The organism is Candidatus Avelusimicrobium faecicola, from assembly GCA_900540405.1.
Taxonomy (GTDB): domain Bacteria; phylum Elusimicrobiota; class Elusimicrobia; order Elusimicrobiales; family Elusimicrobiaceae; genus Avelusimicrobium; species Avelusimicrobium faecicola.
Genome location: UQFW01000038.1, coordinates 1 through 14,295 on the forward strand (window position 1 = coordinate 1; position 14,295 = coordinate 14,295).

Annotated in this window: 13 protein-coding genes and 1 pseudogene; 3 read left to right on the top strand and 11 right to left on the bottom strand. The window is 49.2% G+C overall.

Going from position 1 to position 14,295, the window contains the following annotated elements; genetic code table 11:
• Positions 1 to 533, bottom strand: a 533-nt coding sequence (locus tag ACQY18_RS04730) for a sugar nucleotidyltransferase (RefSeq protein WP_428039030.1), incomplete at its 3' end; no start/stop codon positions are given.
• Between the two features lie 198 nt (positions 534 to 731).
• Here ACQY18_RS04730 and ACQY18_RS04735 point away from each other — a divergent pair.
• Positions 732 to 1,250: a hypothetical protein gene (locus ACQY18_RS04735; protein ID WP_428039031.1), complete on the top strand. Its 519-nt coding sequence runs from the start codon at positions 732 to 734 to the stop codon at positions 1,248 to 1,250.
• Positions 1,251 to 1,280: 30 nt separating this feature from the next.
• The gene (locus ACQY18_RS04740; protein ID WP_428039032.1) at positions 1,281 to 2,420 is read left to right on the top strand and encodes an outer membrane beta-barrel protein; all 1,140 of its coding nucleotides are present in this window, start codon (positions 1,281 to 1,283) and stop codon (positions 2,418 to 2,420) included.
• A 138-nt stretch (positions 2,421 to 2,558) separates the two neighbouring features.
• Here ACQY18_RS04740 and ACQY18_RS04745 read toward each other — a convergent pair whose 3' ends face one another.
• The 6 genes from ACQY18_RS04745 to ACQY18_RS04770 form a co-directional block, all read right to left on the bottom strand.
• Positions 2,559 to 3,569: a hypothetical protein gene (locus ACQY18_RS04745; protein ID WP_428039033.1), complete on the bottom strand. Its 1,011-nt coding sequence runs from the start codon at positions 3,567 to 3,569 to the stop codon at positions 2,559 to 2,561.
• On the bottom strand, positions 3,559 to 4,899 hold the full coding sequence (locus ACQY18_RS04750) for a sugar transferase (protein ID WP_428039034.1): 1,341 nt from the start codon (positions 4,897 to 4,899) through the stop codon (positions 3,559 to 3,561). The genes ACQY18_RS04745 and ACQY18_RS04750 overlap by 11 nt, the downstream gene beginning before the upstream one ends.
• Positions 4,896 to 5,837 carry an NAD-dependent epimerase/dehydratase family protein gene (locus tag ACQY18_RS04755; RefSeq protein ID WP_428039035.1) on the bottom strand — a complete coding sequence of 314 codons (942 nt, stop codon included), beginning with the start codon at positions 5,835 to 5,837 and terminating at the stop codon, positions 4,896 to 4,898. The genes ACQY18_RS04750 and ACQY18_RS04755 overlap by 4 nt, the downstream gene beginning before the upstream one ends.
• Positions 5,838 to 5,961: 124 nt before the next feature.
• Positions 5,962 to 7,671, bottom strand: coding sequence for a GumC family protein (locus ACQY18_RS04760; protein WP_428039036.1), 1,710 nt, complete (start codon positions 7,669 to 7,671; stop codon positions 5,962 to 5,964).
• A gap of 8 nt (positions 7,672 to 7,679) precedes the next feature.
• Positions 7,680 to 8,324, bottom strand: coding sequence for a polysaccharide biosynthesis/export family protein (locus tag ACQY18_RS04765; protein WP_428039037.1), 645 nt, complete (start codon positions 8,322 to 8,324; stop codon positions 7,680 to 7,682).
• A gap of 58 nt (positions 8,325 to 8,382) precedes the next feature.
• Positions 8,383 to 9,750 (bottom strand): O-antigen ligase family protein, encoded by a 1,368-nt coding sequence (locus ACQY18_RS04770; RefSeq protein ID WP_428039038.1) that lies wholly within the window; start codon positions 9,748 to 9,750, stop codon positions 8,383 to 8,385.
• Positions 9,751 to 10,055: 305 nt separating this feature from the next.
• Between ACQY18_RS04770 and ACQY18_RS04775 the strand changes: the two genes are divergently transcribed.
• Positions 10,056 to 10,496, top strand: a complete 441-nt coding sequence (locus ACQY18_RS04775) for a hypothetical protein (protein ID WP_428039039.1) — start codon at positions 10,056 to 10,058, stop codon at positions 10,494 to 10,496.
• A gap of 541 nt (positions 10,497 to 11,037) precedes the next feature.
• On the opposite strand, the gene nrdD is transcribed toward ACQY18_RS04775, so the two are convergent.
• From nrdD to ACQY18_RS04795, 4 genes and pseudogenes are all read right to left on the bottom strand, one after another.
• The gene (gene nrdD, locus ACQY18_RS04780; RefSeq protein ID WP_428039040.1) at positions 11,038 to 11,253 is read right to left on the bottom strand and encodes an anaerobic ribonucleoside-triphosphate reductase; all 216 of its coding nucleotides are present in this window, start codon (positions 11,251 to 11,253) and stop codon (positions 11,038 to 11,040) included.
• A gap of 128 nt (positions 11,254 to 11,381) precedes the next feature.
• Positions 11,382 to 12,302: a helix-turn-helix transcriptional regulator gene (locus ACQY18_RS04785; RefSeq protein WP_428039041.1), complete on the bottom strand. Its 921-nt coding sequence runs from the start codon at positions 12,300 to 12,302 to the stop codon at positions 11,382 to 11,384.
• Positions 12,303 to 12,486: 184 nt separating this feature from the next.
• On the bottom strand, positions 12,487 to 13,734 hold the full coding sequence (locus tag ACQY18_RS04790) for a methyltransferase RsmF C-terminal domain-like protein (RefSeq protein ID WP_428039042.1): 1,248 nt from the start codon (positions 13,732 to 13,734) through the stop codon (positions 12,487 to 12,489).
• Between the two features lie 13 nt (positions 13,735 to 13,747).
• A pseudogene (locus ACQY18_RS04795) lies at positions 13,748 to 14,295 on the bottom strand (excinuclease ABC subunit UvrA); the annotation flags it as partial.

Here is a 14,295-nt window from a genome sequence, read left to right on the forward strand (position 1 = left end):
TTATCGTAAAAATATAGCCCAGTAACCGCAAAATTGCTTTTGGGGGTTTTAGGTTTTTCTTCCAAAGATACGGCATTTCCTGCTTTATCAAAAGATACCACGCCAAAGCGTTCCGGGTCTCTTACTTCGTAGGCAAACACCGTAGCACCCGTTGCATTTTGTTGGGCGTTGTGTAAAATCTGCTCAAACCCGTTCCCGTAAAAGATATTATCCCCTAAAATAAGGGCCACCCTGTCCGTGCCGATAAACTCTTCCCCCAGCACAAAAGCATCTGCAATTCCCTTCTTGACCAGTTGCGGGATATAGGATAGCGAGAGCCCCCATTGGGAGCCGTCCCCCAGCAGCTTTTTAAAATTATCTATATCTTCCGGGGTGGTAATAATGAGAATATCCCGTATGCCCGCCATCATAAGGGTGGAAAGCGGATAATAAATCATCGGTTTATCGTAAATAGGCAGTAAAATTTTGGAAATGGGCAAGGACGCCGGATATAACCGCGTGCCCGCGCCGCCTGCTAAAATAATTCCTTTCATAAAAGCCCCCCTTTCAGCACGGCTCTGCGTGCGGGCCAAAGATTACTTTAGAGTAGCATATCTTTGCCCGCTTGTCCAAACTTTACGCTCAGACGAAACCGCAAAAACTAATATAAAATTCTTCCCCTTTTTTATAGACACCTTCCTTCAAATTATGCTATCTTTATAGTAGAAGTTTAATACCATAGGAGGAACAAAATGAAAGCGAAGTTGGCATTACTCTGTGGTTTTCTTTTCTTGGTTAGCATCGCGCAAGCAGCCGTTTTTGTAACCCAAGATGGAAAAACTACCCAATATAAAGACGGCGCTACAATTGAAACAGAATCTGATAAAGAAGTCGTCGTCAATTACAATGGCGTAAAAATTACGGTTCCGGCAAACACAGCGGTCCAAATCGCCCAAGATAAAAATGGAAACATCACGGTAAAGGGGAACGATTTGTCTAACGTAAAAATTGGTCAGAATGTCGTCTCCTCTACGGGGGAAACTGTTTTTGTCGTTTCTACCAAAAACAACGCCATCACCGTTAAAGAAGGCACGTTGTATGTGCGCGACGAAGCGGGCAAAGTGTCTGCCTTGAAAAAAGGCGAAGTTTCCGCAGACACCGTACCGGCGTTCGTGAGCGAAGCGGCTTTAGCCGAAAACACGGTTGCCCAGCAAGCGGTTCAAAACATTGCCGAAGAAGCAGTGTTAAGCCCTTCTGCGCCGCGTTATTAATCGGAGAGAGTTCAGAGAGTATTAATGAATATGAAAAAACTAGTAATTGCTTTTAGCATTTTGGTTATGTTGCCTGTAATGGCGGCCGCGCAAAAGCCCCTTACGTTTACGGCATCCGAAAACGTAACTTACGACGACAACATCTACCTCACCAAAGACGATACCAAAGGGTCCGTCATCAGCACTACCCGCGTGGGCGCGCAATATGCGGCCAACATCCCGGGCAGCGGCTTGGAACTTTCCGCCAATGCGTTGGTCGGGTACAACGCCTACACGGAAAAACCTTCCACCAATAACTATTGGGACACGTTAGCCGGCGTACAACTGCAGAACGACTACATGAAATTGGGTGACCGCTTTATCTATACGTCCGACCCGGCCAACAGTGCCTTGACCGACCGCGCCAAACGTGTGCAGAACGTCGGATATTTAGCGTTAAAAACTTCCACCGAAAAAACCTTTGGTTTGGGTATCACGGCCGAAGATATTTTTGACCGCTACATGAAGTCCGCCTGGAGCAGCTTGAACCGCAACCGCGTCAACTTGGGCGCGCAAGCGTTCTACAATGTTTCGCCCAAAACGAACTTCTTTGTGGAATATGTCTATTCCGACATTCACTACGCCGACAACGACGTCAACAACTCCACCGGCGGCAGCGTGGGCTTGGGCGTAAACGGACAACTGGCCTCCAAAGTAACCGGTACGGCCAAATTAACCTACGATATGCGCGATTACAAAAACGACTTGGCCGGTGCTAAAAACTACAACGACATGGTTGGTTATTTAGCGGCCTTGGAATGGCAGCCGACGGAACAGAACGTCATTAAACTTTCCGGCCAGCGCCAGATGGAAGAAACCACCGCTTATGTGGGCAATCCCAACCGCTACTTCGCCGATACGCTCGTGTCCTTGTACGGTTCCCAAAAAATCTACGACAAATGGACGGCCTCGCTCACCTTGTCGTGGGAAAACATGAACTATTCCCGCGAATACAGCGACGGCACCAAACGCAACGACGATTTGTGGTCTGTCCGCCCGGCCTTGGACTACCAGTTTGAAAAATGGTTATCCGCCGGTGTGTGGTATCAGTTCCGCACCCGCGATTCCAACGAAGATTGGGCCAAGTACGACCGCAACCAATTTGGTATTTACGCCAAAGCGTTGTTCTAACCGGTTCCGGTTTAGTTAAAAAAGAGGAACAGTTTTTACTGTTCCTCTTTTTTTATGTACCCCAATTAAAAACATCTCTTTTTTCTACCCCGTTATTAATCCCGCACAACACGCCAACGGCCCGCACAACCGCCGCAATCAGTGCTTCAACACCCACACCGCATAGGGAGCCAGCCGGGCCGCCTTTTGCGTGTCATACAAGGGTTTATAGCGGGCAGATAGCACTGCTGCCGGGGCGGGCACCTCTTCTTGCGCCGTATTGAGCAACACCGTATATTTTTTACCCTTATACTGCCAGGTTTTCGCCATTAGCGGAGAATTTACGGTAAGGGAAAAGACCTCGTGCCCCTTTTCCAGCACGGGTTTTAAGCGGGCCAGTTCCTGGCTAACCGCCACCACCCGCGCCCACCATTCGGGCTGAGCCTGCGGCAATGGCTTTCCGTTGGAAGTGAACACAAAATAAAACAGCCCGTCCGCCCCACTTAAAATGCCGTGGTAAGACATAAAGCGTATTTCCGCCTGCGTGGGAAACCTTCCGATACGGTCGTTATCCGGGCGGTGTTGCTTAAATTCCTTCCAGTCAAAAATTTGCACCACGCCCCACAGCGGCCGTTTGGCTGCGCCCAACGCCGTTTGCCCCTGTTTGGCCAAAGCCACCTGCTCGCCAAACGAAGTCAGCGGCAAATGCGGCACAGGGTACCAATCCATCATCAAAACGTCCGGCAAATCATAATACGGTATGGCGGTTTTCCCCTGCCCGATAACCAGCGCCGCCGCGTGTGCGGGAAACGAAAATTTGGCGCGGTTATATGCCTGTTCCACGCGGGAACGCGGCCAACGCCACACATCCGGCTCATCCACCAAATACCAGGCCAACATGGGCCAGCGGCGGGCTTGCGACTCGTACGGCGTGTCAAATAATTTATTGGGATAAAACACCGCTTTCAGCCCCACTTTTTGCGCCTGTTTAGCCAGGGCGGCTAACTGTTCAGGCTCTTGCCGGTACGTTTGAAAGCATGAAAACCCCGCTTTTTTTATAACGGCCAAATCTGCGGGATTATCCACCCCGTACATACAAAGCGGAAACGGCTTGCCCCACGCCGCACCAGCAACCAACAACACGCCGCACGCTAATAAATTACGCCACATGGGAATCCTTGATAAACATACGAATACCGGTTTTGATAATAATTTCCAAATCCAACAAAAAGGAGCGGTTTTGGATATACCACACATCATAAGAAAAGCGCGTAAAAGCCCCGTCAAAGGCATTCGGTTCAAATGCTTCGGGGGTTTTATGACGGAAATTTACATAAGTGATAGGCGCCTTAAAATTAAGCTGTGCCCACCCCGTAATACCGGGTTTTACCACACTGCGCACGGCGTGATTGGGAATATGTTGGTTTAAAAACTCAAATTCACTGGTCCAAATAGGCCGCGGGCCGACCAGAGAAATATCTCCTTTCAGCACATTAATCAGCTGTGGAATTTCATCTAAGCGAAACCGCCGCCAATACTTGCCCGTACGGGTGATTTGCTCTTTGTCCGACTCTTGCCCCTTAGATTTAATCGTGCGGAACTTATACAGGGTAATGGTTTTACCCAACAAGCCCGTGCGCTTTTGCGTAAAGAGCGGCTCCTCTTTATCTATCAGCTTAATCATTCCGTAAATAAACACCCCCGCCACCGCACAAAACGGGAGCAGACACACCGCCGCCGCAAAATCCATACAGCGTTTGAGCATGTTGTACATGGCATCTTCCCGCCGCGCGCCGATGCCGCGCAGCAACCACATTTCGTCGCCGATACTCTCACGCGAAACCCGGCGGAAAAGGCGTTCGTACACGTTAAAGTCCGTGTCTACATACACGCCCCTGGCAATAAACTTTTCCACTATTACAGGCCACGCCTGCGGGTGTTCCTTGAACAATTTACTGCTAAAAACGACCCAATCCAAATTTTTATAGGGGTATTTGGTATCTGCTTGCGGCACAAGTCCGCCCTCGCACACGGTAAAACCGCGGGAAATTTTACATTCTCGGCGAAGTTCATCCAACGTTTTACTCTCACCGAACAGCAACAAATTTACTTTTACAAAATTTAAGTTAAAGTAAGACCGCCTTACCCAATATATATAAGCAAAATATAACGTCAATACGGCCACCAAAATGGCCTTGGGCGTCAGCAGCGGCAACCCGTAGCCAGACAAGAAATAAAAGAAGCTGGACGAAAGCAGCACACACGCCGTCCAAGCAATTGCCAAGGTTTTATAGCTGATAGTACGCTTGCGAAGTGCTTTAAAATCGTAAAACGAAAACAACCACAAAACAAAACTTGTAAGGAAGAATACAAATAAGAAAATTTTGCAGTTATTGAAGTACGTCCAGCCGTCAATTTCCAAACGGCGTACGGAAACCGTTACGAACAAAATGGTAAAAAAGGCCGCAAAATCCAGTCCAAACAGAATCAGACGTTTCATTTTTCCCCCCGTTGCAGTTGCCAAAGCTCGGCTAATCCATCCTCTAAAGTTACTTGCGGCACAAAACCCAAAGTTTTGATATGGGAAATATCCGCCGACGAAAGTTTCACATCTCCCTCCCGCTTGGGGCGAAAAACACGCGGCAATTTTTGTCCGGAAACCTTATCTAACATATCGGCCAAGTCCAACAGAGAACACGTTTTCCCACTAGCAACGTTATACGTCCCGCCCGGCTCGCCTTTTAAGGCCGCCAGCAGATTGGCTTGCACCACGTCGCGCACGTGTACAAAATCGCGGCTTTGCAAGCCGTCCCAATCAATGCCCAAGGGCTTGCCTTCGGCGGCTAACTGCATGAATTTGGCAATCACGGCCGCGTACGGGGAATTGGGGTTTTGGTGCGGCCCGAAAACATTAAAATAGACCAGAGAAACAGTCCCCAGCCCATACACCTGCGTGTAGTGGCGGCACAAATCCCGCCCCATTAATTTGGAAAGCGCATACGGAGATTGCGGCGAGGCGGGCGCTGATTCCTTGTAAGGCAAATCCGGCCCGTTGCCGTAAATAGCACTGGAGCAGGCAAACACCACGCGCCGGATGCGGTTTTGGCGGGCGGCCTCCAACACGTTAGCCGTACCCTGCACGTTAATTTGCCAGGTGGCAAGCGGTTTTTGCACCGACTCCGGCACCGATACCAGCGCCGCATGGTGAAGCACAAAATCAGCCCCTTTTAATACGGTCAGCAAGGCATTAAAATCGCAAATATCCCCCTCTATAATTTGTACCTTGTTTGCGATGGACTCTAAATTTTCTTTTCTTCCCGACGAAAAATTATCAAAAATGCGGACGCGCTGCCCCTGTGCCACCAGCGTTTTAGCCAAGTGAGACCCGATGAACCCCGCGCCCCCGGTAATTACCCAAGTATACGGCTGATTTAACATACCAACTCCCCCCCTACAGTACAATAATATAAATAAATTATAACTGTTTTTTACGTCTTTATACAGCCCGATTATAAACTATCCCCCGTCGTAGGCGGGGGATAATTATCAAATAAGCGGACTGTTATTTCTCTTCGTTGTAGTAGCTGTAATTTTTGTAATAGCCGTATTTGCCGTAGGAAAGGCCTTCCGGACGGTAATGTCCAATCACAGCACCCAGCACCTTAATTCCTGCCTTTTTAAGTTTATCCAAAGCCAGTTGCGCCAGTTTGGCGTTGGTTTGGCCGTACTTAATTACAAACACCGCCCGCGGGATGTATTTACCCCACAAAAGAGTGTCGGAAACCGGCATAATAGCGGGGCAATCTACAACCACTTGGTCGTAATGCTGGGTGGCCCAAGCGATAAAATCGGCCAGTTTGGGCGTGTTTAACAGCTCCGCCGGGTTGGGCGGACGCTGGCCGGACGTCATCACAAACAGGTTCGGCACGTCCTTGACCGCTTGGATGTTGGCCGCATAATCGGCTTTTTGGGGGTCAGCATCCCAAATATTGCTCAATCCTTTTTCCGTGGACAACTTAAACACACGGTGCACGCGCGCACGGCGCAAATCGCCGTCCACCAACAGCACCTTTTTGCCCGTTTGCGCCAGGGCTACCAGCAGGTTGGAGGACAAATGGCTTTTTCCCTCCCCTTGCAAAGAACTGGTAATTAAAATAGGTGCATTATGCTCCCCCGCCAAAGAAAAATCTAACATTGTGCGCACATTACGCACATTTTCAGCCACAAGAGAATTCCCCTCTTTCAGCAAGGTGGCATACTCTCTTTCCTTCTTTTTGAGTTTTTCATACGGAACAAAACCCAAAAAGGGCAGGCCAAGTTTTTCTTCCAAATCTTCGCTGGATTTAACGCTTTGGTCTAAAAATTCCAACACAAAAACAAGCATTAACCCTAATAATCCGCCGCCCAACAAACCAATAGCCAAGTTCATTAATTTGCGCGGACGGACCGGTTTTTCCGGCGTAACGGCAGGGTCAATCACACGGATATTATTGCCTGAAAATTGACCGGAAAGTTCAATCTTTATGCTCTGTACCAAACGGCGGGTTTCGGTATTAATTTGACCGTTGACCGCATCCAATTGGTTCTGCACGGAAATAACGTCCGGATGGTTCGTAGTGTATTTAGCCAATAAACGCGCACGGTCGGCTGCCAGTTTGGAGGCCTGCTGTTTTAAGGTTTTAATAAAATCACTATTTACCACCTGCGGCATAGAGTTTAACAGTTCCTGCTCGGCGGAACTGCGCTCAGTGCTTTCCAGTGCGGCAATGACGTCCTGCCCCATAAAAACGCGGTTGGAGACGTTATCCGCCACAAACGTATCGGTAAGAGTATTAACAATATCCGCTGCCAAAGTAGGATCATAAGCGGTAGCGGACACATTAACCAACCGGCTGCGGGTAATGGGAGCCACATCCAGGGACTTTTCCAACTTTTTAAGACCGTTGGGGTTGGCAAATTCTTCCACTTGGCCCAATTTCATTTTTGTATACACCTTGCTAAGCAGGGAGCGGCTTTGCAACAGCTGGTACTGGGTGCGGTAGTAATCTTCTTCGCTGGCAAAAGAACCGTAGGGGGTGGCATCAATCTTGCCGGCATCCTCTTTGTTAATCATCATCAGCGCAGTTGCTTTATAAGCCGGGCGCATCAGCAGGTTTACCAACACTGCCGCCACCAGGCCCAACGCCACCATGGCCACCAACAGCCAAAAACGCTTAAAAACAAGGTTGATACAATAACTTAAATCCAATTCTTCATTCGTCGTATTTTCCATAAATTCCCCTAGAACATACTTTGCGGCACAAACACCACATCACCCGGCTGCAGGGCAATATCCAACGATTTGTTTCCCTGCTTGGTAATTTGGGTTACGTCCACATCCAAAGCCCGCTGTACGCCGTTTTCCATACGCAATACCCGTACCTTGCCCGTGGCGGCAATTTCCGTAAAACCGCCCACGGAAGTAATGGCTTCCAATACAGTTAAGGGCTTTTCCGGCGGAATTTCTATGGCGGCCGGTTTTTTTACCTGGCCTAACACATAAACCGTTTTATTGCCGTATTCTTTAATCAGCATAGAAACTTGTGGATTTTTAAGATAGGTTTTCAACGCGGAAGAAAGGCGGTCTTCGGCTTGGGCTACCGTCAACCCCGCAACTTTAATGTTGCCCGCCAACGGAAAAGTAATCGCACCGCCGCCACTAACACGCTGGGTGCGCTCCATATCATCTTCCATAAAAACTTTAATTTCCAGCAAATCACCGGGCTGTAGCAGGTAGGCATCCGCACGGCGAAACTGTTCAATACCTTGGGAAATTTCCATCGTCGCGGCGGAAGGTTGTTCCGGTGTATAAGTGCGTGCCGGCGTTCCGGCACAGGCCGCCGCCAAGATAGCGGCGCTCCATATAAAAAAATGTATTTTTTTCATTGATTATATTTTATCAAAATATATGCTATTTTTAATATTTTTATCCCTCTTTTTAGGGTTATTTTTGTGCCCATGTACTCAAATAGAGGCGGGAGAGTTCTTTTTCTTTGGGATATTTTGTCAGGTAGGAAACCGCCACCCGGTTGGCTTGGGCGCGCAGGGCGACCCGTTCAGACGGCTCTTGGGTTTGCAAACTTTGCTTTATGTACGCATTTCCTAAATACAGGGCATAACGAGGAGCCGGATAATGTTGCAATGCCTGTGCATAGATTTGCACCTGACGCTGTGGCAAAAGACCTCGCCCGAACAAATGCAACCGCCAGGCAATTGTTTTTTGCAGAGGGACATAACAGGAGGAAAGCGCAAGCAACAGAATGCCCCCCAAGCAAACAGGAAATAAGGAGTAGCCCTGTAAATGTTCTTTATCGTACGACGCACTGCACGCCATACCGATAATCAAAAAAAATAAAATACCTGTGGCAGGAATAAATAAATCAAAATCTACCAGACACCCCACCCCCATTACCAATAACGCAGATAATACGGAAGCAAACAAAAATTTCTTGCGGGTACGCAATTTTTTTAGGCGGGCAAGCGCCATCACACCAAACCACAACACCCCGCCCGCCAAAGGTAAAAAGCCACCCCAGCCCAGCCCCAAAAGCAGTTCCAACCAATCACAGTGCAGCCGTTCTACATAACTGGGAAGTTGCCATTCCATATAAGGCGTAATGGCCACAGGCAACGCGCCTACACCAATCCCCCATACGGGGCGTTCTTTAAGCAACGTCCATCCGGCACGATAAAGCATTTTTCTCGTTTCTTCCGATGTACCGCTTGCCCGGTGCGCAAAAGCATTAATTTGTTGTGTATGCGTTAAAATCCACCCTGAACATAATAAAAATACCGTGAATGTAATAAGCAACCCTTTCAAACGCGTTTTCCAGCGGTACGGAACCAAAGAAACACACAAAAAGGTATAACCAAAAATTCCCGTCAGTACAGCCAACATTCCGCCCCGGGAACGGGTAAATACCACGCCCAAAACAAGGCTGATAAACATTACCGCAAAAAACACTTGCCGCCAAAAAAACTGATTTTTTCTGTGTTCCGCCGCAAAGCGGGCATAGTCCAAAAATGAGGCAACTCCATACCCCAAAGAAACTACCGCACACATAGCCAAAAATATACCGGCGTGATTGCGGTTAAAAAACGGCCCCATTCCGCCGCGAATACCCACCAGTAAGCGGATATATTCTCCGTCAGGTAAACATAAGGCACACAAGGCCACGGCCAAACCGCACAGGCCAACAGCCAAAGCAAACTGTTTTAAAGCATTGGAACAATCCGCCAACTGGGACACAACAGCCACCACAGCAGCATAAGTAATAAAAAGAGAAGCGTGTTCCCACGTAAAAAGCGGCATCAGCGATGCGGGAAACCAAGGTACTGCCGCAAGAAGCGTCGTGGGAAAAGATGCCTGTAATGCGCAAAAGAAGATTAAAAAGCCAAGCGTTCCTAACACTATTTTTAATAAGGGTGTAGCTATAAAAATACGGCGAGAACAAAGCCAAACCGACAAAGCTATCAACACACCCGCCTGCACAACGGAAAAAGCCCAAGGCTCTGCCCCCGCAAATGCAAAGGCAATAAAGAAAAGTAAGCCGGCTATCCAAAGTCTCAGAAACATACCCATATTTTTATTGTATAAAATTTGCTATAGTAGAAACGATGAAAGTCTTATTTATTTGTTATGCAAATGTGTGCCGCAGTTTTATGGCGCAGGAATTGCTCAAAAAGGCCGTGCCGGAGGCAGACGTGTTTTCCCGCGGGTTGTATGCAGACCCGTCTTATGCGGTCCCTCCCAAAGTGTTGGCGTTTCTGGCCGAACAAGGGATAACACCCGCCCCGCATACGCCCGCCCCGTTGCAGGCGCAAGACCTGCAAACAGCCGACCTGATTTTACTGATGCAGCAACGCCACTTAGACCAACTGGCCGACCGTTATGCCCAGCACAGCGATAAAATGTATCTGCTAAACGATTTTGCTTTCGGGCAGGAAAAAGACGTTGCAGACCCGATTTCTCTTTCCGGCAAGGCGTTTAAAAAGTCCGCCGCGCAGCTGGCCCAGGCCGTTCAAGCGGTGGCGCAAAAATTAACCAACCGACACTAAGCGCGTTTCCCGAACTGCCCGCCCGCACAAACGGCCCGTGGCGCAAAAAGCGTGGGCCCGTTTGGCCGGCGTGTCACAGGCGTTTTAACATCTTGCCGTAATAATTTCTTTTATAATACAGCTTAAAAGGCACCGTCAGTATTTTGGTAATTCCTCGTTGGGCCATTTGATGGCAAAAAAGCATTCCCGGGGTGATAAGCCGGCGGGATTTTGCATATTGCAATAGTTCCTTTTTGGTTTTTGGGGCCCGTTCCCGGCTGGACGTAAACACGCGCCAATTGTCCAAAAGGTTAGTGATGGCCCGCCTGAAGTATATTTTATACAACCCCCGTTTTGTGGAAGCGTACCGCCGGAAGAAGTCCTCCCAATTCACCAACTGCTCCAGCGTTATGCCGGTGGCATCGCAAACGGCGTCCTGCTGGGCGACCATTTAGAAAGCCGCTTTTAAGTAAGCGGCTTTTTTGTTGTCTAATTTTTCCCTCTATCATCGGTAAGGTTGGGGTGCGCGTTCAATAAAACGCGGAAACATTAAACAATCCGCTTATTTGCACGCTTCGCAAGGTCTTTTGGCGTTTTCCACCGCGTACGTTTTGCGCATTTCGTATTCTTCTTTTTTACCTTTGTTCCAGTTTTGCACCGGGCGCAAATAGCCCACCACGCGGCTGTATACTTCACATTTGGAACCTTTTACGGCGTTCAATTCCTGTTTCATATCGGAAATTTTATTTTCAAGTACTTTTTTTTCTTGTGCGGTCATATACGGGGTTCTCCTAAAAATTAAATTATTAAAATCCGTACATTTATTATAGCTTATTTTTGGCTTTAATAGTAATAATTCTTATTAGTGCGAATTTTTAGACAAAATTTTTAGTTTTTCCGGGCGATTTATTGTAGTTTCCGGCTGTATTGCGCTATTTTCCCGGCGATTAACGCCTTTAGTTCGGCCGGCTCCTGCACCACAATATGCGGTATCCATTCCAAAATGGTGGGTATAATTTCTTCAAACCGCCCCACGGCGCACTCCAGCGTTAAAGGCCCCGCCGCGGCGGACTTAATTAACTTTTGTTTGGGGAAATACTCCCGCTGTTCAAAGTAGCAGGCAACCTCGCTATCTATGCTCAATTTAACGTGGTGGGTTCTGTTTTCTTCAAACCATACGGAAGCACTGTCTTGCAAGGTTTTTTCCAGCGTCTGCGGGCGGATAAAGGTGGAATTTTGCAGTTTTGCGCCCTTTATTTTGTCTAAGCGCAATTTAAGGATGGTTTCATTTTTTCCGTAAGCCAACAAATACCAAAATCCGTTAAACCACGCTATTTTAAGCGGAGAAATACTCCGGCCGGATAAGGGCGAATTTTCATATTGGATAATAATATGATTGCGCCCATTGATGGCTTGCTCCAACGTCTTCATCAATTTAGGGTCTTTGAACGCCTGCCCTTTGGCAATTTTAATAAAAAACGGATTTTCTTTATTTTCTTCTATTACTTTACTGCGCAATTCCCGGAAGGTATCCGCAAAATTGCTGCCCAAACTGCGTGCCATTTCACCCAGGAGCGCCAGCATGGCGGCTTCTTGGGCGCTCACGCGCATACGTTGCAAGCTGAACCCCTCCACAAAGCAATAAAACCCTTTTTTGGTATTGGCGAACGGGAACCCCGCCTCCTCCAATATCCGCAAATCCCGCTGAATGGTACGGAGTGTCACATTCAAATCCCGGGCCATGGAAGAAACCGATATTTCCCCCTTATCCAACCCATTCAAAATATACATTAAACGGCTGATTTTGTTTAATGTTTCGTTTAGCATAAATCTCCTTGGCGCAAATAGTGCGCAGGGGCCGGGCCGTTTTTGCCGTTGCCCGCTCCTGATATCATAGCATATCGGCGCGACAACAGCCGGTCGTGTTTTTTTTATTAAAATATATTTTTATAAGGGAGGCCGGGCGGCAGGTCGGCGGATAAATACCGCGTTTTGCCGCACCGCCCGGTTTTTATAAACTGCGGATAGCCCACGGTTTAGGATAGAGATTATTGGCGCGCTCGCCCAGGTTTTTCATAAAGCCGAGCGGCTGGTTTTGATAAGTGACCAACACAAACCCGCGCGGCACATTCGCGCCCAATACCAGGCTTTCCCGGTGCAAATACCGCCGGGCTAAATCCAACGGGAGTTCCACCCGCGGGAAGTCCGTTTCCCGGGTAGCCAGCGAAAGCGCCTGCCCGATAGAAGGGATGACATCTTTGCCTTTTATTTCCGGCCGGGGGAGTCCGTCGGACAATAAATGAATAAACGGATATTTTTTGATTTGTTCCCGCAACGCACCCGGCAGGGCGGCCCCGGCGGCGCCGTCACTCTTTTTGCGCAGGGCCGCCATAAACAGCCCCTCGCTTTGCGTAATACCGGGGATAAAACGGTAAACAGGTTCTTGCCACCCGCTTAACAAACTGCCGGTAATCTGCCATTCCGGTCGGACGGGCACCGGCACTATTTCCGCCCCTAAATTTTCCATTATCCAACGGACGTTTTCTTCGTTTTCGTGCGTGTTGAATGTGCAAGTGCTGTAAATCAGCAATCCGCCCGGGCGCAAACACGGCCAAATATCCTGCAAAATTTGCCGTTGGCGTTCCCGGCAAAAATGCACATTTTGCACGCTCCACTCTTTTATGGCGCCTTCGTCACGCCGGAAAAGCCCCTCGCCCGAGCAGGGCACGTCCGCCAAAATAACATCAAAAACCAAATTTGTTTTGGCGAAATCTTTGGGCGGGTTATGGGTGACCAGTACATCCGGGTGGCCTTGTTTGAGCATATTTTCCAACAGGATATTGGCGCGGCGGCGGTCAATCTCGTTGCTGACTAATACGGAGCCTTCCGGCAGTGCCGCCCGCAACAGGGTGGATTTCCCACCGGGGGCGGCGCACAAATCAAGCGCGCGTACCGGGCCCGCCACCAAGGCGCGTACCACCGTATCTAAAAATAAGGAGCCCGCCTCTTGCACATAATACACCCCGGCATGGAAAAGCGGGTCCAGCGTAAAGCGGGGGCGCTCGGCCAGCCAAAACCCCTGTTGGCACCACGGCACCGGCTTAGCCTGCGGGAAAAGCGTTTCCCCCGTACATTTCCACGGGTTGAAACGCACGCTGACGGCCGCTTCCTGCGTGAGTGCCTGTTCAAATTTAGCCCAACGCTCCGCCCCCAACAGGGCGGAAGTATATGCTATAAATTCTTGCGGTAATGGGAGCATGATAAAAAATCCTTTATAAATACCGGCCGGTTAGGCTCTGCGGGCATTGTTTAATTGTTTCCGCGGGGCCGCACGCCACCACGGTTCCCCCCGCACTGCCGCCGCCCGGCCCCATATCAATGATATAGTCCGCGTGGCGCAAAACGTCCAAATCGTGTTCAATTACCACCACCGTTGCGCCATTTTGAATGAGCCTTTGGAACACCCCCAACAGCGTGCGCACGTCTAACGGGTGCAGGCCGATGGTGGGCTCGTCAAACACAAATACGGTGGAATGTTGCGGCTTGCCCATTTCACTTGCCAATTTTAAGCGTTGGGCTTCCCCGCCGGAAAGGCTGGGGGTTTCTTCGCCCAAGGTCAAATACCCCAGGCCCAAATCTTGCAGGATTTGCAAGCGTTGGCGCACCACTTTCCAATCCGCGCACGCGTCCAACGCCGCGGAAACATCCAACGCCATCAGCTCCGGCAATGAAAACTTTTCCCCGCGCCGGTTGGTATATTTTACGTCAAACGCTTCCCGCGCATAGCGCGCCCCGCGGCAAGTGGGGCAAGGCACGTCCA